The organism is Hahella sp. CR1, from assembly GCF_029813005.1.
Lineage (GTDB): Bacteria > Pseudomonadota > Gammaproteobacteria > Pseudomonadales > Oleiphilaceae > Hahella.
This window is the reverse complement of the sequence record NZ_JAPELK010000013.1, coordinates 163,140-189,117: the sequence shown is the minus strand read 5'-3', so window position 1 is coordinate 189,117 and position 25,978 is coordinate 163,140. Positions and strand designations below refer to the sequence as shown.

The 25,978-nt window shown below is 47.9% G+C and carries 19 protein-coding genes and 1 other RNA gene; 15 read left to right on the top strand and 5 right to left on the bottom strand.

Going from position 1 to position 25,978, the window contains the following annotated elements; genetic code table 11:
• Positions 1 to 61: 61 nt before the first annotated feature.
• From ONV78_RS26180 to ONV78_RS26165, 4 genes are all read left to right on the top strand, one after another.
• Positions 62 to 445: a DUF4150 domain-containing protein gene (locus ONV78_RS26180; RefSeq protein ID WP_011399423.1), complete on the top strand. Its 384-nt coding sequence runs from the start codon at positions 62 to 64 to the stop codon at positions 443 to 445.
• Position 446: 1 nt separating this feature from the next.
• Positions 447 to 1,484 carry a hypothetical protein gene (locus ONV78_RS26175; protein ID WP_279507406.1) on the top strand — a complete coding sequence of 346 codons (1,038 nt, stop codon included), beginning with the start codon at positions 447 to 449 and terminating at the stop codon, positions 1,482 to 1,484.
• Positions 1,485 to 1,838: 354 nt separating this feature from the next.
• Positions 1,839 to 4,205, top strand: a complete 2,367-nt coding sequence (locus ONV78_RS26170; RefSeq protein WP_279507404.1) for a UvrD-helicase domain-containing protein — start codon at positions 1,839 to 1,841, stop codon at positions 4,203 to 4,205.
• A gap of 90 nt (positions 4,206 to 4,295) precedes the next feature.
• A complete protein-coding gene (locus tag ONV78_RS26165; protein WP_279507403.1) occupies positions 4,296 to 5,891 on the top strand; it encodes an AAA family ATPase in 1,596 nt (531 codons plus the stop codon).
• 247 nt (positions 5,892 to 6,138) lie between these two features.
• Here ONV78_RS26165 and ONV78_RS26160 read toward each other — a convergent pair whose 3' ends face one another.
• Positions 6,139 to 7,197: an AAA family ATPase gene (locus ONV78_RS26160; RefSeq protein ID WP_279507401.1), complete on the bottom strand. Its 1,059-nt coding sequence runs from the start codon at positions 7,195 to 7,197 to the stop codon at positions 6,139 to 6,141.
• A 525-nt stretch (positions 7,198 to 7,722) separates the two neighbouring features.
• Here ONV78_RS26160 and ONV78_RS26155 point away from each other — a divergent pair.
• A complete protein-coding gene (locus ONV78_RS26155; RefSeq protein WP_279507400.1) occupies positions 7,723 to 7,920 on the top strand; it encodes a hypothetical protein in 198 nt (65 codons plus the stop codon).
• Positions 7,921 to 8,157: 237 nt separating this feature from the next.
• Here the strand turns inward: ONV78_RS26155 and ONV78_RS26150 are convergent, their stop codons facing one another.
• The 3 genes from ONV78_RS26150 to ssrA all read right to left on the bottom strand — a co-directional run bounded on the left by ONV78_RS26150 (position 8,158) and on the right by ssrA (position 12,427).
• Positions 8,158 to 9,522, bottom strand: coding sequence for an McrC family protein (locus ONV78_RS26150; RefSeq protein WP_279507398.1), 1,365 nt, complete (start codon positions 9,520 to 9,522; stop codon positions 8,158 to 8,160).
• 10 nt (positions 9,523 to 9,532) lie between these two features.
• Positions 9,533 to 11,359 (bottom strand): AAA family ATPase, encoded by a 1,827-nt coding sequence (locus tag ONV78_RS26145; RefSeq protein ID WP_279507396.1) that lies wholly within the window; start codon positions 11,357 to 11,359, stop codon positions 9,533 to 9,535.
• 714 nt (positions 11,360 to 12,073) lie between these two features.
• Positions 12,074 to 12,427: a transfer-messenger RNA gene (gene ssrA, locus ONV78_RS26140) on the bottom strand.
• Positions 12,428 to 12,657: 230 nt separating this feature from the next.
• On the opposite strand from ssrA, the gene ONV78_RS26135 reads away from it, so the two are divergent.
• Positions 12,658 to 13,584, top strand: coding sequence for a zinc metalloprotease HtpX (locus ONV78_RS26135; protein WP_279507395.1), 927 nt, complete (start codon positions 12,658 to 12,660; stop codon positions 13,582 to 13,584).
• A 324-nt stretch (positions 13,585 to 13,908) separates the two neighbouring features.
• The gene (locus ONV78_RS26130) at positions 13,909 to 14,127 is read left to right on the top strand and encodes a WGR domain-containing protein (protein ID WP_127968804.1); all 219 of its coding nucleotides are present in this window, start codon (positions 13,909 to 13,911) and stop codon (positions 14,125 to 14,127) included.
• Positions 14,128 to 14,319: 192 nt separating this feature from the next.
• On the opposite strand, the gene ONV78_RS26125 is transcribed toward ONV78_RS26130, so the two are convergent.
• Entirely contained in the window at positions 14,320 to 14,973 is a 654-nt protein-coding gene (locus tag ONV78_RS26125) for a DUF4360 domain-containing protein (protein ID WP_279507393.1), read from the bottom strand.
• Between the two features lie 276 nt (positions 14,974 to 15,249).
• On the opposite strand from ONV78_RS26125, the gene ONV78_RS26120 reads away from it, so the two are divergent.
• The 8 genes from ONV78_RS26120 (at position 15,250) to ONV78_RS26085 (ending at position 25,950) form a co-directional block, all read left to right on the top strand.
• Positions 15,250 to 16,740: a protein adenylyltransferase SelO family protein gene (locus ONV78_RS26120; RefSeq protein WP_279507392.1), complete on the top strand. Its 1,491-nt coding sequence runs from the start codon at positions 15,250 to 15,252 to the stop codon at positions 16,738 to 16,740.
• A gap of 304 nt (positions 16,741 to 17,044) precedes the next feature.
• A complete protein-coding gene (locus ONV78_RS26115; RefSeq protein ID WP_279507390.1) occupies positions 17,045 to 18,451 on the top strand; it encodes a S28 family serine protease in 1,407 nt (468 codons plus the stop codon).
• A 271-nt stretch (positions 18,452 to 18,722) separates the two neighbouring features.
• The gene (locus tag ONV78_RS26110) at positions 18,723 to 18,914 is read left to right on the top strand and encodes a hypothetical protein (RefSeq protein ID WP_279507388.1); all 192 of its coding nucleotides are present in this window, start codon (positions 18,723 to 18,725) and stop codon (positions 18,912 to 18,914) included.
• A 767-nt stretch (positions 18,915 to 19,681) separates the two neighbouring features.
• Positions 19,682 to 20,038, top strand: coding sequence for a hypothetical protein (locus ONV78_RS26105; RefSeq protein WP_279507387.1), 357 nt, complete (start codon positions 19,682 to 19,684; stop codon positions 20,036 to 20,038).
• 221 nt (positions 20,039 to 20,259) lie between these two features.
• Positions 20,260 to 21,342 carry an efflux RND transporter periplasmic adaptor subunit gene (locus ONV78_RS26100; protein ID WP_279507385.1) on the top strand — a complete coding sequence of 361 codons (1,083 nt, stop codon included), beginning with the start codon at positions 20,260 to 20,262 and terminating at the stop codon, positions 21,340 to 21,342.
• A complete protein-coding gene (locus ONV78_RS26095; protein ID WP_279507382.1) occupies positions 21,339 to 24,392 on the top strand; it encodes an efflux RND transporter permease subunit in 3,054 nt (1,017 codons plus the stop codon). Before ONV78_RS26100 ends, ONV78_RS26095 begins: the two co-directional genes overlap by 4 nt.
• A gap of 192 nt (positions 24,393 to 24,584) precedes the next feature.
• Positions 24,585 to 25,247 (top strand): hypothetical protein, encoded by a 663-nt coding sequence (locus tag ONV78_RS26090; protein ID WP_279507380.1) that lies wholly within the window; start codon positions 24,585 to 24,587, stop codon positions 25,245 to 25,247.
• A gap of 214 nt (positions 25,248 to 25,461) precedes the next feature.
• Entirely contained in the window at positions 25,462 to 25,950 is a 489-nt protein-coding gene (locus ONV78_RS26085; RefSeq protein WP_279507378.1) for an SRPBCC family protein, read from the top strand.
• The last annotated feature ends 28 nt before the right edge of the window (positions 25,951 to 25,978 follow it).

Sequence of the window (25,978 nt, the reverse complement as noted above, 5' to 3'; positions counted from 1 at the left end):
TAAGCTTGGCAACGTCGCCACATAAGCGTTCCGACAATATTCAGGAAAACAGGAGAGTTTTATGGCAGTCACCGTTTTCGCCAATACCCGTGGAATATCCCACAAAGGCAGCGGGGGTAAGAGCATTGCGTTTCCAGATGTGTGCAAGACTCCCACTCCAGGAGGTCCAGTGCCGATACCATATCCGAATCTTGCGATGTCTTCGGATCTGGTAAAAGGAACAAAAACCATCAAAACCGACGGGCAAATGGCGACGATCAAAACGGCGCAGTATTGTACGTCCACAGGAGACGAACCTGGCACTGCTGGTGGTGGCATTAAGTCCGGAACCATTAAGAATACAGCGGAGTTCATGATGTATTCTTTTGATGTGAAGTTTGAAGGAAAAAACGTCTGCAGACTCGCCGATCCGGTGTTTCATAACAAAAAGAACACGGTGCTTTAAGATGTCTGAGCAGCTCTCCTATAACCCAGAAGTGCTCCAATTCTTTATCGAGGACGCAGCAGCGCTCTGGGATAGTTGGTGGGCGCAACGGCAAGAATCAACGCCAGACGAGTACTACATTGCTCAGCTTAAACAGCGGCTGAAACCTAATATTAAAGGCGTTAGGTTGCTGCGCGAATACGCTTGGGAAGAGCTTGAGGGCCTACTGGACAGCTCCCATGGAGGTGAGTATTTCGTGGGATGCATGCTCTCTCTGGAACCTTTTGACTTTAACCGCTTTAAACAAATTGTCGATGCCGGCATAGAGTCGTACGTCTTCTGGCATGCGTTGTTAGATGCTTTGATATGGTCTCCCTCGCCAGAGGTTAAGCAGTTATGCTCTCGCATGGTGACCTCGGGTAAACCTGCCCATGCAGCACTTGGATACTGCGCACTCATGGCTATGGATATACAACCAAGCCTTTCCTGGAATGAGCTAATTAAAGCCGCTCAAAAACAGAATAATGAAGTTGCTATTCGCGGACTTTGTGAATACTGCAGTGCAGACGCGACATCAACATTGATCACTATGCTAGACCAAATGGAAATGAGCGAAAAAGCAGTCGTTCTGGAGCGTTTGGTCAAGCTAGGCGTACCAGCTGCATCACTTCCCCTTGGTCAGTTTGTCTATGAGCCAGGCCCATACAGGGAAAGGCTACTAAAAATCGTTTTCCGGAATCTAGATGCAGACTCTGCAGATCATTTAATGCGAGTGCTGCAATCAAAGCCAGAGCCAATACGCTCATGCCTAATTGCCGTGGGGGCAGCCAAGCGCAGAGACCTATTGCCCTGGGTGCTTCAACAAATGGAAAATTTGGAGCATGCTCGCATAGCCGGTTGGGCTATAGAGCAAATACTTGGCATAGACTTAATGGAGCTAGGCTGGTTGAATCAATCTGAAAGCTTGGATGAGGAATGGCTTAATAGTCCCGTAGACGCTGATCTGAACTGGCCAGATGTAGAGTTGGTGCGCAGGGGGATAACGAACTACGTCATGTGATTCCCTTTCCGCTTCATTAACACGTAGGATAACTGATTAATTAGTTTTGGATATTACGGAGCCTGGCGTGAGAATTTTGGGGACCCTGTAAATAATTCTGTGTATCTGCCTGGTTCTTAAAGATACTCCGTTAAGCGATCTTCGAACTCGATCATAAATTGGTTCGCCGGTATCATTAATACACTTAGACTCAAATAGTCAACGAAGCTAGCAAGTGCAGAATCTCCTTTTATCATGCGGTGAATGCACAATTATAAATTATATTTTGCAGTGTTCTAAACTGCTATCAATAAATATGCCGCCATGGAGGGGTTAAGATTCATGCCATGGTTATAAAACAGGAATATCCAAAAAATGGAAAGAGTTTTTCAGTGGCTTAAAAACGTCTTGATTTATTTTGCATTTGTTCGTAAGAAAACCTTGTTAAGGTTGTTGTCTGAGGCAAATGAAAATAGTTTTCAACGAGGGTACGAAGAAGCGCGCCAACAGTTCCAAAGCAAGATTGAAATTGTAAGCAGCCCCCCAAGCCTAAGTAAAAGTGGAAAACTACTTCCAGAAACAGAGTTTCATATTGATGATCTACTTATTGATAAAGTTAACAAAGACCTTTATTCAAAAGAAGGCGTTCAATTACCTACCGAGGCTCAAAAGGAGCTAATCTTTTCAAAGTCAAGAAATACTCTAGTGCTAGCCGGTGCAGGTTCAGGGAAGTCGACTACTCTGGTGCAACGCTTACTGGTTATGCATAAGTATCTAAAAATCCCTTTGGAAGAGATTACGGTATTTTCCTTTACTCGTGCATCCTGTGAGGACTTCCGGAAAAAATTAATAAAGGTCTTTAATGACAATGGCATTGATTACACATATGAGGATGCAAAGAAGAACGTAAGAACCTTTCATTCAAAGGTATATGAGCTAGCAAGAAATGGTGGCATATGCTCACAAGGAATTGATATCTTTGAGTTTTTGAAAGAAACAGAGTCAGGTGATATTGAGCCACCTCCAAAAATGGAAGATGTAGATAATATATCTGCAATGCTGTCTAATCTTACAAAACCGCAGCGTGACTCATTGCACGCCGCGTATAGCCTTTTATACAAAGAGAATAATGAATTTAAAGCATTAGTCGACGAGCTTTATCTAGAAGCCTTTTCTGTGATGGCAAGAACCACTAATCTAGACCTTATAAAGCGCTCGCTAGAGTTGATTGAAATAATAGTAAACAGGGATTTAGAACTGTGTGAGCGCTGTTACAACTGCATCGATCTTCCCTTCGAAAAGCCTGGGCAACCATACCCAATATACATGTCATATAGAAACAAAGAAATCAGACTTCATGCAAACTATTATCTAAATGAAGCAGGGGTTTATATTGTTGTTTCTCCTGATTTTGAAACACTAGAAAGCTTAAGGATGGAAAAGCTAAAGACGAAAGATAAATATTCGATAAGCTTGCCTTTAGCATGCAATAATAAGGTGGACATAATTAGTCACTTTAAGCCAAAAAATGTGATCATAGTTAGGAATAATACAGATAAAGAAAATCTATTGAAGTGGTGTCGTAAGGAAAGCTCTCACCCTCCTATTTTTGAAGTTCAGTTGCAAGGAGAATTCAAACCTAAAGACATACTTAGCGCTTTCTATGATACGGCTGTTTTCATAGAAAGTCTTGGAGTGAAAATAGCTTCACTTTCAGAAAATCTGCATGAAGAAAATCTAACAATTCACGATCAGCTTTTTATCAAAGCTATCAGCATCTTTTTTCCTTACTTTGATACTTTTCTTGCGAGGCGCGGTATAACTAGGTTTAACTGCATTTTTGCTGCCTTTTCTGATGCAGGTTCTGCTAATTTCGATATTCTAGAAAGTACAGGGAATGCACTCCTTAGCTTGAAGCATATACTTATTGATGAGTTTCAGGACATTTCTCCCCAAGAAGTGAATTGGCTTGAGGCCGTTCTCCATCGTTTGAAAGGACAGCTCCCATCCTTGATCAGAGTTGGAGATGACTACCAATCCATTTATGGCTGGAGAGGAAGTTCACCAGAATATATTTTAAATAAAAGTAAAGCTTTTACATCTAATAACATAGAAAGCATAGTAATGGAGGAAAACTTTCGCTCCTACCAAGATATAGTTTGTGCAGCAGAATCCGCCTTGGATGGCGTCAGTAATCGCTCCTTTAAACGCGGTAAATGCACTAAGCATAGAGCTTATCCAGAAATAGAGCTAAATGAAGGCATTGATTTGGATGAGGTTTTTAGACTTCTTCAAAAATATAACGATTTGTATCTTGAAATCCCATCGAAAGAAAGAAGAAAGAGAAATCATCCATTTGTGTTGTTGCTTGCAAGGAAAAGAGCTGTTGCTGACGACTTGAAAAGCTTGCTTGAAGAAAAAATAGAGGGCGGAAATTTTGAGGAGCAGATAATGGTGCACTCATTTCATACGAGCAAAGGTCTTGAATCTGAATATACTATACTTATTGGTGGGTGCGACAGTAATAATAAATATCCACTTAGGAACTTAGCTTATAAGATGTCTAGAATCAGCGAGCAAACTTATGATATTGCTCAACTAGAAGAAGGGATGCGTTTGGCATATGTGGCATTAACTAGAGCTATGATTGGCGTACATTGGTTTGTTGAACCCAAGTCAACAGGTATTTACTCTAAAGTAAATAGTTATCTGAGCAAGCGTAGTGAATTGGTGTGTGACTAAAACTGTGACTATTTTGATAGCTCATGATCGACATTGATCATAGAGAAGTTTTTTTTGATTTCTGTTTGCACTTAACTCTAGGAAGGACACATGAGAATAGTCGTCAAAAACTATCGTTGCTACACTGAGGAAATGCCTCTTCAGCTGAATCTCAGCAGAGGAATTACCTCTATAGTTGGTCTAAATAATTCTGGAAAGTCGACAATATTTCGTTTCTTTTATGAGTTCCGAAGTTTGTGGGCGAGGCTAGCAGGAGATGGGCTACAGGAGGTCATTAATACTAATTCTGCAAATATCTCATACTCACTACATGAGCCGACCAAAGTATTTACTGATATTAATGAAAAAGATATACAAATTGAAATTTCGATAATAGATTCCGAACTGTTTCAATTTTTTGGAAATGATTTTGTAAGCAAAATTCATCTCACTCTCGCCAGAGAGCGTATAAATAATTTTAATGTGAAATTATACTCATCCGAAAGTAATTCGCCAATAGACTCAACTAAAATGTTGTACTCACCCATTCAAAAAGCATTGTGCGATAAAAACCAGAATCCATTACATTCCGCCGAATATATAATCAATGCTTTTGGCATATTAAATAGGATGATTTACTTTGGCGCCAACCGATTTGCGTCAGCAGATGTTGGGGGCAAACACTTTGATTTATATGTTGGAAAAACATTTGTAAGTAGGTGGAGAGACTATAAACTTGGCGTAGATACGGAAAGAAAGAAAAAAATATCTGCTCTTCAGAAAGACATCAGACATATATTCCAATATGAGCAATTGGAAATTAATCCATCAAACAATGACATGGATATGGATATAATCATTAATGATGCGCCAGCAAAGCTATCTGAAATGGGGGATGGAATATCACAGTTTATTTTGACTTTAGGAACCGCTGCGATAAGCAGTCCAAGCTTTATTCTAATTGATGAACCTGAGCGTGGGCTCCATGCGACTATGCAAGTGGATTTTGTTACTAGCTTAACATCATATGCAGAGTATGGAATGTTCCTTTCGACCCATTCTATGGGACTAGCACGTGCAGTTTCAGATAGAGATATACTGTCAGTTCACAATACACCTAGAGGGGCTACACTACAGCATCTAAACTCCATAAACTATCTTCCAGAACTATTAGCATCTTTAAACTACTCAGCGTATCGTGATCTTAACTTTGATAAAGTCCTTTTAGTCGAAGGAACCACCGAAGTGAAAGTGTTCCAACAATTTTTACGGTTGTATGGCCTTGATCACAAAGTTGTTATAATCCCTTTAGGAGGTGACTCTCTCGTAAGACCAGGGGTGGAGCACGAGTTTGAAGAAATAAAAAGATTAGCCAAAGATAACTTGGTTGCTATTGTTGATAGTGAACAGGAGTCTAAAACAGGCTCCCCAGCGAAGAAACGGAAAGAGTTTCACTCCATGTGTGGCAGACTTAATATCCCTTGCCATCTAACAAAGCGTAGAGCTACAGAAAATTATTTTACACAGTCGGCTATTAGTAAAGCATTTCCTGGATATGCCTATTCCGCGTTAGGCGAGTTTGAAAAACTTAGCAATCAAAATAGTTGGAAGAAGAGTGAAAACTGGCGTATTGCTAAGCAGATGACAAAGTCAGATATTGATAGTACGGATATTGGAATTTTTATTCGCACAGTTTTTAAGCACTAAAGTTAACAGGAAAATATTTAGGTCTTTCCAGATAGCTGGGTATATTTAAGTGAGAATAAATGCCCAAACTAGCTCCATAAGTCGGACTTTCAGTTTGTGACGAAATAGCACTCTCCATACTATTTGCATTATGGAAGGAAACAGATTGCATTTATTTATAGATGGTTTCTCGCCTCAACCATCTAACGCAATTAGATGACCAACCGGAGCACAGTGTGTATTTTTCTCCCAATAACCTACTAGTAGCTCAGAAATTATCAATAATGTACTGAGCCAACTTATCGTACTCATCAGCCATTTCATTCATCAAATCAATTTGATTATGTGCCCACTGACCTCTCCCTCTTAGAGCGTTTGTAGGCCGAAAATCAGATAAGTAGCGAATAGGGACATTCTGAATAATACTATCTGGCGCCATAACATTTAGGTCTTCAATTCCTGCGACTGGCTCAACTTTAACAAAGTCTGGTACGGCATTATACGCTTTAATCTTTCTAAGTTGAGGCATCATTTCTTCTTCGATTGACCTTCTAATTGATCTGTGGTGCTCAGCATCAGCACCAACTTCCCGTTTAACACCATCCCGCTTTCTAGTATCAAAACCGTTAAATACCCATCCCCCAAATTTAGGCATACCTTTATGGCTGATGGTGTTATCTCGTGGATTAACTTCTAGATATCTCTCTTTACCTTGTTCCCAGTCTCTAATAAATGACGGAAGCATTTCGCCAATTAGTCCTACGCAATATGCGGAAAATAAGTCAGGGGTGCATGGGACTAAAAAGTAGTCCGAGCAGTACAGTGCAGACCGAACTAGGGTATTAAATGAAGGTGGAAGATCAATCAAAACATAGTCATATGTAATATGATTTATTGCTTCGGCCTGTTGGGCGATCAACTCTGGGAGGATAAATCTATACAAACCTGATCCGCTAATCACGTCTGTACCCACATTTAAAATATCTGAAAATGTATTTAACCAAAAGTCTCCAGGTGCAATGTGGAGTGTGCCGCCTTGTGGTTCTGTTTTAGGAGAAAATGTGTAGACATCACCCATGCGGTTCTGTTGAATATACGGCAAAGCAAAGGCTTTGATCGTTTCTCCAAAAGGATGCTCATCGGAGGATTCCAAGAGTTCTGAAAACTCTCTATCTCCTAAGCATGCGATGGATAAATTACACTGAGGATCAAAATCGATTAGCAGTACGTTATTGCCTTTATCTGCAAGGGATACTGATAAGTTCCAGATAATAGAAGTTTTTCCTACTCCGCCTTTGTTATTAAAAACTGAAATTGTTGTTGTCATGCTCTTTCCTTTTGCTTATGACCTTAGGTTTCTTTTATCACATAACTTGAGTGCAAATATAGCAGTAACTCTAATGTCTGCTATGGGAACAGTTGGCTGTGCGAAAACTATTTTTATTGTGAGGCAGCTCAATTAATGATCTAAATGTTCTCATTTGCTTAAATATCAACGATTTCGTTAAGACAAATGGCTCAGATTTTTAGGTGAAGCTGAACTGCTGAGGTACTTTGGAATATATACCCAGTCTGGGCGAAAAACTCACTCCGCTCCGAATCAAGAGAGGGCTCCTCTCCATCATCACCCTATACAACCATAGCAGCATTTCAGCCCCTATCAAGAGACTACAGAATGTGCTTAAGGGGGGCGAAATGCTGCGAGCGAGGCGACGATGAGGGAGGGGGTTATGATTTGAGTCGGAATGAAACAATATTAGTGAAGTGGCGATTGACGTTACAAGCCTCGGGAAAATAGCTTGTTGCTAAATCGGGTATTTATTGCGGGGGCTTTGGTTAGAGCCGGCTATCAATGGACTTAGAAGTTCACCGTCTTACAGCAGATTGCAAAGTTGTTAGAGAAATTTGCCTCGCGTGGCTATTGCTGTATCACATGCTCTATGGAGGCTTTCGCCAGTTGCAGACATTCTCGATGGTAGTAGTGCTGGTGCCCCTTGATAATGCAGCTATCCGCTTCCTCACCAATGCCGCCATCAAACCGCTCGATTAGTCCGCTATGTAACCAACTGTTTACAAAGTAAAAGTGGTTTTAGAAAGTCGCGGACTTCAAGGTTGGCAGAGAGTGAGGAGAGAAAAACAGCAGGGAGAGAGCGAAACCGGGGCAAATATCCGGCTTTGAGATGACTCGCCAAGTCTGCGAGAACCCGTAGAAGCCTAAGCCTGTGGCAGTACGCTGAATCAGTGCCTAGTTTTGGAATAGGTTGACGCCTATTTCGTCTCAGAACTCTTAATGATTGTCTCGCACCGTTAGAAGGTCTTGAAAACCTGCGTACGGTTGTGGTGTATTAAAGAAAATCGCATCAAGACTTCCGCACTCGGGTAATAGCAAACGCTTATCCTTCAAACAAAACGGTAAAACCCATAGCCGTAAGCCTTTTGACTTCGGAAAATAGAATGCTGGTAGCACATTATCCAGGGACTCTGTTTTGGGGTAAATGAGTATCACATCTCCTTTGCCATCCAAGTAACTCTGACCATAGACGTAGAGCTGATAAAAGTCGCTCTGCGCTAATCCATACTTATCGGACCCCGTCGCCTGCTTCGCGCCAATTAGCTTCCACTTGGTATCCAACACCAACCGATTCACTTTTGAAGACTGCACCAATAAATCAGGCTTAAGACGGAACCAATCCTGATCAATATGCCGAACCAAAGAGAGGCTTCGAGCTTGTTCTTGCAGCGTGAACCCTTGTGCGAGCTGCCGGCTGAGATGATTGGCTACGAACGCCTCAAATACAGCCTCCATGGGGAAAAGCAGTGAGGGCGCGTCATGCCCACCCGCGCCCGTGAGCGGTGATTTGTCCTCCAAAATCAAACGCGCCCATGCCAGCGCCGCTAAATAATGTGCCATACTTCGATCTAAACGCACTTGCTGGATATCTGCTGAAGGGTTTGGTGATATGGGAATCCCAGCAAACACAAAACTCAATTCCCGAGCTAATTGTTGGTTGCGCTGTGAGCAGGTCCAGCTTAGAACCTGCAGCAATGCGGAATGTAATAGACGATTTTCCAGCCGGTCGGGCGTGAACTCATCAAACTCCGTAAAGAAACGATCTCGCCGGCACAGATTGCGGCGCATATGTGTGGCGATTTGCAGTTTTCCACGCAAGGCAAACAGGTTGTCTTGTTGGGTAGTGTAATCGCTATATATGCCGCGTTTAATGAGCTGCTCGACTGAGCGCAAAAACTCCGCAATAAATACTTCAAGCAATGGCATGTGCGCTGCCATCAAGTTGGCGCTATCCGTTTGAATGTGGCGAAAGCGTCCCAGGCAACGCAGCATCTCCAGTAACAGTTTTCGCGCTTGTACATCGCCGTCATTAATGACTTTGGCGACTTTGGGCAACACCTCAATTTGGTAGCCATCTGGGGATCTTATCACGCCGACAAAGCTAGTCACTTGGACGGCTCGTTGGCCTTGCCTTTGGGTCAACCTTAGCCACGGCGCTTTGTGTTTTTCAGCCACGCGTAATGCTTGGGTTTCTAGCCAAGCATATACCTGTGGCGGCACAACTTGTACGCCCGCGACAATAGGCCCGCTGCGGGGTGTAGCCAAAAGTGCATCAAATTCGTAGATCGTAGTACCTGCCATGAGCCTGCCCTTACCCCACTTGGTGATAAATGCCAAGATAGGCATTGGGGTTGGCAAATGCGGATCTTTGTATTTGATAGCAGCGTTTAGTGGAGTAGCTGTCAAGATCGTGGTTGTTACCAAACAGATTACTCAAGTCCTGTTCATGGCTCTCACTTTCCGTAACGAACTGGGCGGTCTCAGATTTTTGGTTGTCACCTAGCACCAAACGGATTTTTCGCCAATCCTCGAAGAAATACTCTTCCAGAAGTGGCACGATGCGATTTCTGAAAATATTGCTTAGTTTCTCAAAACGCGCATCGCCGTCATCTTCATCAAATAAAGCGGTTAGGTAAGCATGTCCAATACAATGGTCGCGATCATAGAGGGTTTCGATGCGTTGGTTCATACGCTCCAGCATGCGGCGCACATCGATTGCTCCATTCACTGTGGTAACAATGAGCCCTGCTAGCGGGGCGCTGTGCGGTTCATCAGTCAATTTCTTTGTGCGAGTGTCGGGCAGCAGAGGTACAAAATCAAAACGCCGGCGCAAAGCCGTGTCCAACAGTGCGAGTGACCGGTCGGCTGTATTCATTGTGCCGATAATGTCAACATTAGCAGGCACTGAGAACTTCTCGCCGGAATAGGCCAAGATCAGCTCAATGGGGGGAATGCTACCATCAAGCGGATCGCGTTTGTCCGGTTCAATCAAGGTAATCAGTTCTCCAAAAATTTTGCTGATATTGCCCCGGTTAATCTCATCAATCACCATCGCGAAACGATGGTTCGGTGCTTTTCGCGCATTGCTACAAAGCTCTTTGAATGCGCCGGGTCGAATTTCATATTGTACTTCCCCACTGTCGTAACACTTGGCAGGTTCAGCGTCTCGGTTCTTATTCCTATTGGAGAGAACAGGGCGTAAACCCTCAACAAATTCTTCATAGCCATAGGACTGGTGAAACGTCACAAAACGAAAATTCTGGGGCGCGTAATCGCGCTTCAGCAATTGCATAAGAGTGTAGGTTTTACCGGTACCGGGAGGGCCATAGTAGATACGATTAAAGCAAGATCGCATGGATGTGCTCTCAGCTATCGACTCGCCTGTTGGTTGAGTCAACTGGCTATTAACCACAGTGTTTTCTATCGATTCACCTGCCAAACCAGCCAGTTCCGCCAAGTCAGTGCCGAAAAACGGTTTAAGCAACGTAGTTTCGAACTCTGGCAAATCGTCTGTACCGACTTTCCAAAAGGTGGAATTGCCTCTGGGGGACCAAGCTTTGGAATTTGCTGTATAGGAATCGGTTCGGGCTGCTCCTTTAAGCACGCGATAATTACGCTGCAACCAGCCATCCCCCTTAGAGCAGGGCATGGCCTCTGACGTGAACTGACCAATGCGTTGCGGGCTACTGCCATGGCACAAAAAAAATAAGGTGCCGACGGGGATTTCTGAAAAATTCTTACCTTGATTCTTTGCGGTATCGCGGTGCATCACCGCCAACCGATCATTTAAATACTGCTTTCGCTCATCTTCGCTAAAATTGGGGGGACTGCCATGTGATAATTTCCAAATATTCAGATTCTTCAGGCTCCATGCTTCCCATACTTGCCACCCAAACTCTAGCACACCAAGGTCAGAAGGCCGCTTAGCCATCGTTGCTTGTTGCAGTTTTGCCATGCCCTGGCCGGCTTTTTCACTCACAAATAATGCCAACGGTGCGCGTTTGAATATGGCGACTATCGTTGACGTCTCGCGATTTTGATAATGGAAGGCAATTTTCCATTTAAACGCCTCCCCCAAGTACTCGAAAGATTCAATAGCATCCAGATCACCAGCAGCGGCCCAGTCCGCTACTTGCACAACAGAGCTGCGCACCTGCTCAAACGCTTCTTCAGCTGTTGTACCCAGCGATGAATACCAAGCGTGGCTATCCGAATAAGAGCGACTGGTGCCTGAGGCTTTGGCATCGGTATTTCTTCGGGAGTACACTCCAAACTTGAATGACGAGCCCCCCCCAGATACTGCCTAGTTCATCCAGCCCCGATTCAATCCAGTAGGTAAAACTTTCCTTTGACCCGGCCTGGCTATATTCATCCAGCGACATGGTGGTCAAGCGCGATGCTGGCCAAACCGAGAGGAATTCATCCCATAGGGCGTATTGTTTCGGGAAGTCTGTCATCTCTGTTTTCCTTCACGCGGTTTGCTCAAATTCCCATTACATTATGGGATATTCTGGCATGAGAGGCAGGGCTGGTTTGGGCTTAAACATGGCTCTCCCCCGATAACAGGCATTGGACGGAAATTTCGGCACATCCAATGCTGCAATCAAACCGCTCGATTAGTCCGCCATGTAACTAGCTGTTTACAAAGGAAAAGTGGTTTAGGAAAGTCGCGGACTTCAAGGTTGGCGGAGAGCGAGGGAGGAGAGAGAAATGGCCAGGAGAGAGCGAAACAGGGGCAAATACCCGGTTCTGGGGTGACTCGCCAAGTCCGCGAGAACCCGAAGAAACCCGCGACAGTACGTAGGAGCAGGCAATAAAAAAGGCCAACCCGAGAAGGTTGGCCTTTCAAATTTGGTGGAGACGGCGGGAATTGAACCCGCGTCCGCCAGTCCTCTGCCATTGGCTCTACATGCTTAGGACCCTCTATTCAGTTAACCCGTTACGACCCGAAGGGCAGGGTGTAAAAGGCGATCTCCTGAAGTTTCGCGTGTACAACTGGAGCAGCTGCACAGGCTAGCTTGTTATGGGTGACACTCATAAAAACCGCGGTACAAGCACCTTGGCATGAGTGCTAGAGCCCTTAGGCTGCTAGAGCGTAAGTTTCGTCGTTTGCGACTATTTTTTACAGTAATTGGAGTACGAGTGTTACTGTCCACTCGACATGCACCTCAGGGTTTGTAACCGGCGTCGAAACCAAGTCGTCCCCGATGATCGTAATATGGGGCGTACTTTACCCGATTTCAAGAGCGCTTTTCCAGTCCCCATTTGCATTGCGCCTTATTCTGTCTTCGTCGTCTGTTTTTCAATCGTGGGACTTTTCATTCCGCTTCGTCGGCCTGATATATAGGTAAGGCTCTCAAGTTAAGTAACGGTTCGCTATAAATAGGAGGCGTTGCAGTGCTTTCCGTGGATAGTTGGCGGATTAAACGGCATCGGATGATTAATGCCGTTCATTCCGTGCTGATTCTTAGTGGCATGAGTTTTCTGGCCTGGGTGCTGGCGAGCTGGTTCTTTGGGGCGATGGCGGCTTACGCTTTAGCTGGCGTCGTCATCGTCTCGCTAATGGTTACGCCGAGGCTGGCCCCGGACATGTTGATTCGCGCCTACAAAGCGCAATATCTGCCTTTCGTCCAGGCTCCGGGGTTATATCGATTGATTCAGGCTCTGAGCGAACGGGCGGAACTATCGAATACGCCCAAGCTTTACATTGCGCCCAGCGGTGTCCTGAACGCCTTTGCAATAGGCGGTAGGGAGGACGCAGCGATTGTGGTTTCACAGGGCCTGCTGCACTCTCTTTCTCAACGGGAGCTGGCTGGAGTGTTGGCGCATGAAATCGCGCATATTCGCAATGGCGATGTGCGGGTCATGATGATTGCCGACAGTATCAGCCGATTGGTGTTTCTGCTGACTCATATTGGCCAGTTTTTACTGCTGATCAACCTTCCGCTGATCTGGCTGGGGGCGATGTCCGTCGATTGGACAATCATTTTGACTCTGCTCCTTTATCCTTTCCTTCTCTCTCTACTGCAATTGGGCCTGTCGCGCACCCGTGAGTACCTGGCTGACGCTACGGCGGCTCAATTGACCGGAGACCCTTCCGGGTTGGCCTCTGCTTTACGGGCCATTGAGGAGCGGCATGGAAGCTGGATGGAGCGTATCTTCGCTCCGGGGCGAGGAGAGTCTCAACCCTCCCTGTTCAGGACGCACCCACCGACTGAAAAGAGAATCCAACGCCTGCTTGATCTGATGCAGCAAAGTCCGCAGGAAGGTCTGGTATTTTCCCACTCAGAGGCCTGTCCACAGGACTTGTTAAGAGGTCGCGCCAATCGGCCAAAACGGTATTGGCATGGCTATTGGCATTGAGCTATTGTCCCTTTGCTGAAGTGACTGGCAGGCTGTTTATGGAGTAACCAAAGCAAATAAAAATTAAGCGGTTTAAGCGTTGAGAGGGTGTCTTTTTCGCCCCGGTTTAGATAAACTCCGCAACCCTTTTCATGGTCCATAGACAGGACCCTGTTGGGAACGCTCCTCAGTTGCGTTGATGAGCCTTGTCCGCAAGCGACGTCAGGCTCAGATCAGCCGGATATCGGAGCGGCGCCGATGATGCGTAAAGGGAAAGATTATGCACATCCGGCGAATGTCGCCGATACAAATCCGCCGAATATAACCGACTTTAGAGTATTTAAGATGATTCGATGGGAACACCCGAAACAACGTCGATTTTACCGGGCCAGCATTCAACGGGACCTGTTCGGCCGCCTGGAGATTCTGTGCGTGTCCGGCAAACTGGATGCGCGCAACGGAAGCTGTAAACCCATTTACTGCAATAATCCAGATCATCTCAAGGAAGAGTTGAGAAAAATATTTCGCGCCAGAAGGAAAAGCGGTTACAAGCTTTTCCCCTAACGTCCGTTACTGTCCCCATAAAATCCCGTACTAGCCATCGCACGGCCGTCACATTCATGACTGACGAGCCAAAGGCAAGACCGCCCGGGGCGAAAGACTGCTCCTGCAGTTTCGCCTCGGGCGGATCAATTCGTTCCTGATCTTCTAATACCAGAAACCGCGCTTATCCAGCGTTATGTTCCGCAAGCGCCCTCAAGGCTGCTGGCAGGTATCCCACTGCAATTGATACTCAATCTTGGAAGAGGCGTCGACAGTATCCAGCTGGATTTCCGCTTTGCCGCCATCCGCCGCTTTATAGGCTTTGATGCTGGTATTCGCGCGAATAATCGCGTCTTCCCCACAGGGGGACCAGGAAATCGAGCCAATGCGGAAGTTATCTTCGACCAGGAAGTCCTCTACAACAGGATTTTCCGGATCCATCCACTCCTTGTTCAGGCGTGAGCCGACGGACTCGCCCGCAAAGAAGTAGCTCGCCTGTAGCGATGCATAAGCGCCCGGCGCGTTGTCTACGTATCCACGATAGTCCAGCGCCACCAGCGCCACGGTCAGACCATGGGGGACGCGAACGGCGACGCCCAGGTTACAGCTCTTGCGGACGCGGCCAGAATCTGCGGTGGTGGAGTCTGCAGTATATTGGTCAAAGAACATACTGATTTTGGAGTAATCGGGAGACATTACCGCACTGGCGGAGCCGGATGGGCAACCCGAGCCGCCATAGGCGAAGTCGTAGATTTCAATATCCTCATTAATGAGGTTGGGGTGAGAGGTTAAGAGAGCATTATCCGCCGTTGCGCCGCCAGAAAAAAATGCCGCCGCAGTCAGCGTCGCCATGATTCCTTTTTTCATATTATGTAATCCATTTTTTGATATCGGTATGTTTTGAAAGTACGCAGAGAAAGGCGTACAGGGAGGTATAACACAGGCGCAGTGTTCGCCTGCGCACCCTGCGAGGCTTGACGCTACGTTTACTTTCAACGCCAGCATAATCCGTTAGGGCAAAAAGGCGCCTCCGTTAATTTTACCAAGTTAAATTTACTTAGTTGTTTTTCCCGGAAGGGCGCGCGGAAAATGCGCTTATGTTAAGGTAAGCGCCATCACCCCAAGCCCATTCTGAGTCTGCATATGTCGTCCGCCGCCAAGTCCCTGAACGCTCTAACCTTCGATAACAGCTACACTCGTCTGCCTTCGCACTTTTATCAAAAAGTCGCGCAGACGCCGCTGGAAGACGTGCATTTAATCAGCTTCAACGGAGACGTGGCGGAGACTCTCGGGCTGGATCGGCGCCACATTAATCCTGAAGAACTGGCGCGCTATTGCGGTGGCGGAGGCGCTCTTGAGGCTGGTGAATCCATTGCGATGAAATACGCAGGGCATCAGTTTGGGCATTACAACCCGGAATTGGGAGATGGGCGCGGCCTGCTGTTGGGCGAAGTCGTGACGACGGATAATCAGCGTCTGGATCTACATCTGAAAGGCGCCGGGCGGACTGCATACTCACGCTTCGGCGACGGTCGCGCCGTGCTGCGCTCCAGTATTCGGGAGTATCTGGTCAGCGCCGCCATGAGCGGCCTCGGCATATCCAGCACTCGCGCGTTATGTCTGGTGGGCAGTGAGGAATATACCATGCGTAATGGTATGGAACGCTGCGCGATGGTATTGCGCGTCACCCCTTGCCATATTCGCTTTGGCCACTTCGAGCATTTTTATTATCTAGGCCAGCATGACGACCTCAAATTGTTGGCGGATTATTGTATCGAGCGCTATTTCCCCGGCCTGCAAGAAGCGGAGAATCCCTACCTCGCCATGTTCAATGAAGTCCGCGACCGCACGGCTGATTTAGTCGCGCAATGGCAAAGCTATGGCTTCGTACATGGGGTGATGAATACGGACAACATGTCGATCATCGGGGAAACCTTTGATTACGGCCCTTTCACCTTTCTCGACAGCTACGATCCCAACTTTATCAGCAACAAAAACGATACCGCTGGGCGTTACGCGTTCAAGCAACAACCCGGTATTGCTTTGTGGAACCTCTCCGCCTTGGCTCAAGCGTTACTGCCGTTGATTCCGTTGGAAGAATTAAAGTCAGCGCTTGATGGTTTCGCCGAGCGCTACAGCGCCGCCTTTTACGGAAAAATGGCGCAGCGTCTGGGCTTCAGCGCGACGACTCTGGGAGCTCAAGATAGCGAGCAACGTCGCCTCATAGACGAACTGCTCACTCTCTTCACTACTCACAACACTGACATGAATCGCTTTATGCGAGCCCTGGGTCACTACGATGGCAGCGAAAGCAGTCTGGCTTTCATGTCTGACCTGAGTTGCGATAGCCGCGCTTTTTCAAACTGGAAGAGCGACTATAGGAAACAGATAGAGACATCCTCCGCCACTGTCCTGGACAGAACACAGGCCATGCAGCAGGTTAATCCTGAGTACATTTTGCGTAATTACATGCTTGAAGAAGCCATCCGGGAAGCGCATCAGGGCGATTACCTGCTGGTGCAAAACCTGCTTCGCATCGTTAAAAATCCCTTCAACGCACAACCCGGCGCAGAACGATACGCCGACGCGCCGCCAGACTGGGCGGGAGGCATTTGTCTAACCTGCTCATCATGAAGCAGCCGCGACGGTATGCGGCCGCTTACTGACTTACTCGTTTAAATCCGTCGTTCTTCATGGCTATAATGGCGTTCCTATCGCGCAGCTAAAGGAGCATGGCTACCCAGACAACCAAGGACCCTACTCTCAATAATAAATCCCGGGCACGGATCAGCTGAGGATTCTTAATCTTAAGAATAATAATCTAACCACTCTTGCAGGAATGACGAGCGCTTAGCGCGTTAGGCCGCCTCGGAGCAGGTTTAAAAACAGCCGCCTCCCTGCCTGGAAAAGGAACTCATTTTTCAAGGCGACAAAGGATATGCTTAGAAAATCACCTTATTCGTTATTTTTCGCGTTTCTCATCTCCCTTTTTCTATCCAGCGCCGGCTACGCCAATCAGGCGCCCGACCAAGACATTCTGGAATACCTCAATGGCGTGCCTGGAATGGAAGCGGAAGAGCTGGACAACCCACCGGAAGGCTACCGTTACATTCTGATCCGTTACGAGCAGCCCATCGATCACGCTAACCCCGCCATGGGAACTTTCAAGCAGCGCATGGTGTTGCTGCATAAATCTGCGGAAGCGCCAATGGTGTTAGCCACAAACGGCTATAACATTTCCGTCAGCACCTACCGCTACAACCTCACCAAAGTGCTCAACGCCAGCCAGCTGAAAATCGAGCACCGCTACTTTGCGGAATCCAGACCAGATCCTTTGGATTGGCAGTATCTGACAATCAAGCAGGCGGCTTCAGATCATCATCGTATCGTGCAGGCGATTCGTCCGTTCTACAGCGGCAAGTGGATTTCACGCGGCGCCAGTAAAGGCGGTATGACAGCCATGTATCACCGCCGCTTTTTCCCCAATGACGTAGACGGCACCGTGGCCAATGTAGCGCCGCAGAGCTTTGGTCGTCTGGACCCCCGCTATGTGACGTTCCAGGAAGAAGTCGGCCCACGCGCCTGTCGTGAAACGCTCAAGCGCTACCAGCGCGAAGTGTTGAAGCGCAGGGAAACCATGAAGGCTTACATCCAGACCTACGCAACTGAAAACGGCCTGGAGTTCAATCTCGAAGGCGGTTTGGATCGCGTACTGGACCTCACCATCGGCGAGTTGTACTTCCAGTTCTATCAGTACGGAGATCTGGAATACTGCAAAGATATCCCCGCTAAAGACGCCAGTGACCAGGAGCTGTTCGATTTCATGCTGGCCTGGGGGCCGTTGACCTTCGTTACGGATTCCGGACTGGAACAGTATGAAGCCTATTTCTATCAGGCGATCACCCAGCTGGGGTATCCCCGTTTGCTCACCAGCCATATGCGTAACTTGCTGATGTACGATCCAAACGACTACAGCGCTTATGTCAGCGAATGGCCGACCCAGCGCTTCGATCACAGAGCCATGTGGGATATCGCCGAATTTGCGACGATGAGAAGCAAAAACGTGATCATGATCTACGGTGAAATCGACCCATGGTCTGCGGCGGCCTTCTTTATCCCGGACTCCAACCGTCGCGGCACTCGCACCTTTATGGTGAAAGGCGGCAATCACGGCTCCGACATCCTCACTTTGAACGAGCGTGATAAGGGCCGAGCCTACTCCATGTTGGAGGACTGGACCGGCGTAGCCCCGCAAGATCCGCCTCTAATGCTGAGAAGCCTGTCGATCAGCAAAGACAGCGTCCTTGAGTCGGAAGAAGAGGGACTACAACGCCGTCCTCTGTAATCTATCCTCAGCCCTCGGCGGCTTAGTCGTCGGGGGCTTGTCCATGGCAAGTTGAAGATCGGGTGAACATTTGCATTATAGATTATGAGGGTGAAAGCTATTTAAATTCATTGTGTTATAAGAAATATTTTTTTTCTGTTGAAATATTAATTTGTTGTAACTTATTATCTGTCTCTTCTCGGCTAGAGAATGGGGTGTTTTTTTGAGCTAATTTTCCGCCAGATGTATACTGATCGTGAGATTTGTTGCTCATTACACATGGAGGTATTTCTTGATGATTCCTCTCCTTTATCCAGAAAATGCTCTAATTACTCCCCCCTTATTAACATTGAAAGTGTTTTCTGCTTTATATACTAAAGTGGTCAAGACGAATGGGATGGAAGAAGAGCGCCGTTATATTGGAGGTTTTGCAGTATTCGTCAATGAGCGTGGGGCTTCAGCGGCAAACAAAACTATATCTTAAAGGATCCTCTTGGTTCTGTTGTCGCATACGATGACGCAAACAAGCTAGCTTAGTCCCCTAATACTGCGATTGAAGAACGACTTTTAATGATTGGAGTAAGCGACGATCCTCTGATTGGACTGCCTGTCCTGTCAGTGAATCATTTGGCTTCAAACCTACGATAAGCACAGTATATGAAAAGACGACTGATTTATATGATCAGGAGAGTTTACGACCCTACTTCTTGGGCGATTTCTGAGCGCAGATCTTCTCATTCAGGTTTACACAAATTTACAGGCATATAATCAAATGCAAAAAGTAATCCTTTGAGACTGACTGGTCGTAGCTGTTTCAGGCGGGTGAGCTAACAATGGAAAAGGTCCAGAAGGTTTCTGGAGATAATAGTAGAGTTTTGTCACCGGTCTTTCTGGGCGATAAAGTGCTGTGCGAGTTTGGGCGTTTTGCAGGAAAAATAAGTGTGTTGCTGAATTGCCCAAGTTGCAGATTACGTCGTGAGGACCCCTTGAAGGGGGCGGTAGGTGGGCGTTAAGTGTAGCCACCGGAGCTTGATAGGAAGCCGTTGAAATCTTAATTTAGTCTGCAATTGCTTGTCAGTATACAGCTCAAGAAGCGCAGATTTACTGGCATCAAGCAAAGCTGGCTCGACAACGAGAGTTTCACTAACAGGACAATTACTATTCCTGACTGGTTTGACGGTCGGGCATAGTAGGACTATCTGTAAATAAGGGATTGTATTTTATTAACTATTTTAATTTTAGGTGTTACTTATGAAAACTAAAGTCATTGCTGCATTATGCCTGTTGCTTTCATCTATGGGAGCTAATGCAGCGCAGAGTTGCGCGAAAAGTAAGATTATTTCTATTACAACTGGTCCGGCATATGGCGCTTTGTTACAAGTCGCAGATACAGCTTGCGGTAAACAAGGGTGGGTGTGTCTGGATCCTAATGGTGAGCGTATGAGCGTTGATGTCGCCAAAGCGGTATATTCCCATGCTCTTAGTAACTACGTGTCAGGGAATGAAGTTAGTGTTTCATACTATGACGATGGAAATTTCACCAAGGCTTGTGGCGGCGCGGCTGGCGGATTTCCGGTTATTTTTGACCTCCGCTCCTACCATCAATAAAGTAGTTTTTTCGTTTCAGAGCTATGTTAAGAGGCTAGTACATCCACTAGCCTTTTTTTTAAGAGAGACGTTAATCTCTCCTACAACGTACAAACGCCAACCTTAACTAAAAACTAGCCCCTCTCCCCCTAACCAGCCATAATTCCGCCATTCCATGGCGCATCGGTTCTTTGCGTCCGCCGGGTTAAATTTAACAGTAGATCAATAGCTAGGGAGTCACGATGACCAGTCTAAGCAAGTTCAGTTTTATGGCGATTTTGCTTTCTCTTGGCGTATTGCAAGGTTGTTCTGAAACGGACCAACAGACGACGGAGGAGAAACCTTTGCGTCCCGTCAGGACCCTTGTGGTGGGAGCGGTGGAGAATGCGAACTGGCGTGAATTTCCCGGTACGGTGGATGCGGCGCAGAAGGCGGAGTTGGGGTTTCGGGTGACAGGGAAACTGCATAGTCTGAACGTGAATGAAGGACAGATTGTGAAGGAAGGGGAGGTGCTGGCGAAGCTGGACGATACTGACTTCCTCATTCAGCTCAAGAGTCGTCAGGCGGATTATCAGCAGGCCCATGATGATTTCCTGCGGGGTAAATCCCTGATCGGCAAAGGCGTTATTTCCCAGTCGGATTTCAGCAAATTGCAGGCGCAGGATATTGCGGCCCAGGCGGCGCTGGAGTCTGCGCAGAGAAATCTGGAGTACACCGAACTGAAGGCGCCGTTCGGCGGCAGGATCGCCAAGCGTTATGTTGAAAACTATGAAGAAGTCTCCGCCATGCAGCCGATTTATGCGCTGCAGGACATCTCTTCTCTGTTGGTGAAAGTGGATATTCCTGAAAGCTTGATGATTACCGCGCAGGAGGGGACAGAGCCGGAAGTGCAGGCATTGTTCTCCGGCATTCCTGGCGAGAGTTTTCCCCTGAAACTAAAAGAAGTGTCCTCTCGTGCGGATGAAGCGACGCGTTTGTTCAACGTGACTTTTAGCATGCCGGCGAACCCTAAATACAACATTCTGCCGGGCATGTCCGTCACGGTTAGAGGCCGTCCGCCGCAAGCGACGGAGCAGGACGGCGCTATTTTTGTTCCGCCTCATGTGGTGCAGGAAGATGGCGATGGCCGCTACGTGTGGACGGTCAGACATGAAAACGACTCGACAGGCGTGGTCAATCGTCACGCGGTGACTACCGGAGCGATTCAGAACAACGGCATTCAAATTCTGTCCGGCCTGGAAGAGGGCGATGAAGTGGTGACCGCCGGCATGAGCAAGATGCACTCCGGCTTGCAAGTGCGCCTGACCGCGGAGGGGAGCAAGTGAATATCACACGGCTTGCGATAGAGAATAACCGGCTCACGATTGTTCTCCTGCTGGTGATTGCTGTAGCCGGAACCATGACCTTCCTGGGAATGCCTCGTGCTTATGACCCGGGGTTCGTCATGCGGGCGGCGCAGGTGGTGACCTATTTCCCGGGGGCTAGTCCCGAGCGGGTGGAGGAGCTGGTTTCCTCACAGATTGAAGAAGCGGTGAAGGAAATACCAGAGTTGGATTTCGTGAAAAGCGAATCCCGTACCGGCGTGTCCATCGTTACGGTGAACATCAAGGAAAGCTACAAGGACATGCGTCCGATTTGGGACAACCTGCGGCGCAAAGTCGAGTCCACTTCCACGGATCTTCCCGATGGCGTCGTTGGTCCCTATGTGAACGATGAGTTCGGCGATGTGTTCGGCATTGTCATGACTATTACGGCGGAAGGCTTTAACTACGCGGAACTGAAAAAGATCTCCGATGATGTGAAAACGGAGCTGCTGAGGTTTCCGGATGTCGCCAAAGTGGAAATCTGGGGCGAACAGGAAGAGCGTATTTTTGTTGAATACAATAACTCTCGTCTGTCTGAGCTGGGGCTGTCTCCTAGTCAGCTGTCGCAGGCGTTGGAAACGCGCAATATTATTATTTCCGGCGGCTCTTTTAATCTGGGGCGTGAGCGCATATCGCTTGAACCAAGCGGCAACTTTGAGTCGGTAGAAGACATAGAGCAGACCATCATTAATATTCCCGGCAGCAACCGGTTGATGTATTTGAAAGACATCGCCACGGTGGTGCGCGGTTATGTGGACCCGCCGGAATCCTTGCTGCACTCATCCGGTGAGTTTGCGCTGGCGGTGGCGGTGGCCATGCGGGAAGGCGGCAATAATATTGAGCTGGGCGAGCAGGTCTCGGCGATGATGAATGAGCTGTTGCAGCAATATCCCTACGGCATTGAGTTTGATCTGGTCAGCTTTTCTCCCGCAGAAGTGGATCAGAAAGTCAGCGACTTTGTCTCCAACCTGCTGCAGGCGATTGCAGTTGTCTCCATCGTCATGTTGTTCACACTGGGCCTGAGAACGGGCCTGGTGGTCTCCACCCTGATTCCTTTGTCCATGCTGTTAGCGTTTCTGGTGATGTCTTATCTGGATATCGGACTGGATCAGATTTCTCTGGCGGCGCTGATTATCGCGCTGGGGATGCTGGTGGATAACGGCATTGTGATGGCGGAGAACATCATGGTGCTGATGGAGAAGGGCAAGAGCGCCACAGACGCCGCCATAGACTCCGCGATGGAGCTGCGTATCCCCTTGCTGACCGCCTCGTTGACGACCATCGCCGCTTTTCTGCCGATCTATCTGGCGGAGTCCAATGTCGGCGAATTCACCTCCTCCCTGTTTAAGGTGGTGGCGATTACTCTTCTCGCCTCCTGGGTTATTTCTCTCACCGTGGTTCCCATGTTGTGCGTGTACTTCCTCAAAGTCACTCAACAGGAGGAAAGCTACGGATCGATGTTCTATCGCACCTACCGCAGCGTATTGACGACCTTGCTGAGAAATAGGGCGGTGACGCTTGTCGTTACATTGCTGGTGTTTATCGTGGCCATGAAAGGATTCGGTTATGTGCCGAAGATATTCTTCCCGCCTTCTGATCGGAATTACTTTCAGGTGGAGCTGAAACTGCCGGAAGGTACGGCGATAGAAGAGACAAGACGGATGGTCACGGACATGGAAGGCTTTATCGAGTCCGAACTGCAGGTGACGGAATCGCGCAAGGAAGGCGTCACCAAATGGGTCAGTTATGTCGGCAACGCCGGCCCCAGAATCATTCTGTCCTATAACCCAAAACCCAATAACAGCAGCTATGCGATGATGATCGTCACCGCCAGCGACGCCAAGCTGGTGGGTGGCCTGATTGACCGCATCAGCCGCTATGCTTTGGATAACCATCCAGATCTTGAAGCCACGATTAAACCCATGGCCAACGGACCCTCTGTGGCGAATCCGGTGGAAGTGCGGTTAAGCGGATCGGATGCGGATGTGCTGTTTCGTCGCGTTGACGCCTTGAAAGCGAAGATGCGTGAAATCGGCGGCCTGACCAATATCACCGATGATTGGGGACAGCGCATCAAGAAGCTGGTGATCCATATCGATCAACCCAGGGCGCTTAGGGCGGGCGTTACCAGTCAGGATATCGCGGTGTCTCTGCAAGCGGGCATTAGCGGGCTGGAATTGACGGAGTACCGGGAAGGGGAGGATATCATTCCCGTGATGGTGCGGGCGGAAGGCTCCAATCGCAACAATATAAGCGGCGTTCGTTCCTTGTCGGTCTATGTGCAATCCACCGGTAAGTCGGTTCCTCTGTCGCAGGTGGCGGATATTGAAGTGGTTTGGGACACCGCGAAAATCTTTCGTCGCAATGGCCTGAAGACCGTCGCCGTTGGCGCTCAATTGGAAGGGGACATCACGGCGGCGGAGAAGTTCGCTGAGCTGACGCCCTGGCTCAAGGAGCAGCAGCAAGAGTGGGGGACCAGCACTCGCTATGAACTGGGCGGCGAATCGGAAAGTTCTGGCAAAGCGAACCAGTCTATCGTCGATAAACTGCCTATCGCTGGCTTTGTCATTCTGATTTTGATGGTGGGTCAGTTCAACTCCATCCGCAAGGCGATCATTATCCTGAGCACGATTCCGCTGGGTTTGATCGGCGTATCGGCGGGGCTGTTGGCCTTGAACAGCGCCATGGGCTTTATGACCTTCCTGGGCGTAGTGTCTCTGGCTGGGATTGTTATCAACAACGCGATTGTATTGTTGGAGCGTATTAATCTGGAGCTGGCGGAAGGCGTCGAGCATGGTCAGGCTATTATCAACGCTGCGCAGCAACGCACCAGGCCGATTTTGTTGACCACCGCAACGACGGTGCTGGGGCTGCTGCCGTTGTATCTGGGTGGAGGCGAAATGTGGGAGCCGCTGGCTATCGCTATCATGGCGGGTCTGTTGTTCTCCACGATACTGACCCTTTGTGTGGTGCCTGTGTTGTACGCCACGTTCTACCGCGTGCGGTTTTAAGCGCGTTGGCGGATCTATCCCGGCATTGGGAATGGCAATGCCGGGATAGACAGTACTTTTTTACAAGTCAGGCATGGAGCGCTTGGTTAACCTGCGTCGGGAACCGTTTCAGGTCCGGCAGCGCCAGTCATGGCTGTCTCGCTGAATACCTGATTCTCGACAGCAGGCTAATACTTAAAAGGAACTTCATTAATGAAAACGCAATTCGCAATGCTGGCTTTGGCCGCTTCGATCATCTCCACGCCCGCCATGTCAGCGGACACCATCTTCGAATATTACAAGACAACCGCCAGAGCCAAGGTAGACGGGGTTGGAAAATCAGAGTGGGAGTCCACGACATACCGGGAAGCGACGCCGCTGCATCAATCCTATAATTTAAGCGCCTCCGCCAATGGCGCTACATCCTCCATGCGCTACGATCTGGACTACTCTCCCTACGACAACGGCGCTGTACTAAGGTATTCCATTGATGGCGAAATCCAGCGTGACGAAGAAAGCAGAGCTTCCGTCGACTTGGGGCATGGCGGCGCTATCAATCATAAGTTCCGTGCGACAAGCAGTGGTTTGCTGAAAGTGAATTTCAATATCGACACGTTATTTGTCGACTGCCCGGAACGGGCGGTGTGTATGAGCGTTGACGGAGATGTCACCGTGACAGGAAACGGCTATCGGGAAACCATCAAATTCACGCCCAAAAACGGCTTTAAAGACGGGGTTTCTTACCTGGAGATACCTGTGCAGGAAGCAAAGGACTACCTTGTTCAGTTTAACTCCGGCAACGGTACTTCTGGCGCGCCCAAAAGCCAAAGCATTACAGCGGTTTACACGGTGACTTGGGAAGCGCAATACGACTGAGGCCATTGACGTTCAGGCCAGGGGGCGGCCCCTGGCTTATAGGTATAGTTTCATTTTCATTGGGCTTTATCCTTCAGTGCCGTTATTGATATGTCTCGCCATAATGCGTCTAATTTTTTACTCTAATCATGCTAATGCTGTCGTGAAGATCAGCAATGGTTGGCTGGATAGTAAATAGTTTTTCTTTTCAAAAAGATAAAATTGATGACGCTTTATGATGAGAAGTTTTGAGTACACCATTAACGCTGGAGTTGAGCGCGTTTTTCGCGAATTGGTTTTGCTTGAAAATGCGGATAAATGGCTGAAGGCTAAAAAATTGGTTGCGGTGGAGTTCAAGGGAAGCAAGGAGAGGCCGGATGGATATCTCATGCGGTATTTAGTTGGCGACAATGCTTTGGCGACCACCACAATAGACTTTGAATTATATGACTACCTTAAAGAAGTCAGGATGATTGAAAAGTCGACTAAATTGGATAACGGCAATGAAGCTGCAACTGATCGAAGTATGCCGATAAAGCACATGCACCAGAGGCTTCAATTCGCTGCGTGCGAGTCAGGAACGAAAGTTACGCATCAGGTTTACTACGAGACCAAGGGCCTTTTGAGCTGGTTAATTTGTTTTTTCCTCATTCATCCAGCAGTGAAGAAAGAGGTTTTTAGCGTTAATAGGAAAATCAGCGCATTCCTGTCTTCAGGCGTTTAGTTGTTGATACGACGCTAGCAATAACCAT

Bases quoted from the DNA above. Each gene is read 5' to 3' on its own strand.
- ONV78_RS26170 (WP_279507404.1), top strand. From the start codon at position 1,839: ATGGAAAGAGTTTTTCAGTGGCTTAAAAACGTCTTGATTTATTTTGCA.
- ONV78_RS26135 (WP_279507395.1), top strand. From the start codon at position 12,658: ATGATTAATGCCGTTCATTCCGTGCTGATTCTTAGTGGCATGAGTTTT.
- ONV78_RS26120 (WP_279507392.1), top strand. From the start codon at position 15,250: ATGTCGTCCGCCGCCAAGTCCCTGAACGCTCTAACCTTCGATAACAGC.
- ONV78_RS26165 (WP_279507403.1), top strand. From the start codon at position 4,296: ATGAGAATAGTCGTCAAAAACTATCGTTGCTACACTGAGGAAATGCCT.
- ONV78_RS26125 (WP_279507393.1), bottom strand. From the start codon at position 14,973: ATGAAAAAAGGAATCATGGCGACGCTGACTGCGGCGGCATTTTTTTCT.
- ONV78_RS26115 (WP_279507390.1), top strand. From the start codon at position 17,045: ATGCTTAGAAAATCACCTTATTCGTTATTTTTCGCGTTTCTCATCTCC.
- ONV78_RS26180 (WP_011399423.1), top strand. From the start codon at position 62: ATGGCAGTCACCGTTTTCGCCAATACCCGTGGAATATCCCACAAAGGC.
- ONV78_RS26100 (WP_279507385.1), top strand. From the start codon at position 20,260: ATGACCAGTCTAAGCAAGTTCAGTTTTATGGCGATTTTGCTTTCTCTT.
- ONV78_RS26090 (WP_279507380.1), top strand. From the start codon at position 24,585: ATGAAAACGCAATTCGCAATGCTGGCTTTGGCCGCTTCGATCATCTCC.
- ONV78_RS26130 (WP_127968804.1), top strand. From the start codon at position 13,909: ATGATTCGATGGGAACACCCGAAACAACGTCGATTTTACCGGGCCAGC.
- ONV78_RS26105 (WP_279507387.1), top strand. From the start codon at position 19,682: ATGAAAACTAAAGTCATTGCTGCATTATGCCTGTTGCTTTCATCTATG.
- ONV78_RS26175 (WP_279507406.1), top strand. From the start codon at position 447: ATGTCTGAGCAGCTCTCCTATAACCCAGAAGTGCTCCAATTCTTTATC.
- ONV78_RS26155 (WP_279507400.1), top strand. From the start codon at position 7,723: ATGGACTTAGAAGTTCACCGTCTTACAGCAGATTGCAAAGTTGTTAGA.
- ONV78_RS26085 (WP_279507378.1), top strand. From the start codon at position 25,462: ATGATGAGAAGTTTTGAGTACACCATTAACGCTGGAGTTGAGCGCGTT.
- ONV78_RS26150 (WP_279507398.1), bottom strand. From the start codon at position 9,522: ATGGCAGGTACTACGATCTACGAATTTGATGCACTTTTGGCTACACCC.
- ONV78_RS26160 (WP_279507401.1), bottom strand. From the start codon at position 7,197: ATGACAACAACAATTTCAGTTTTTAATAACAAAGGCGGAGTAGGAAAA.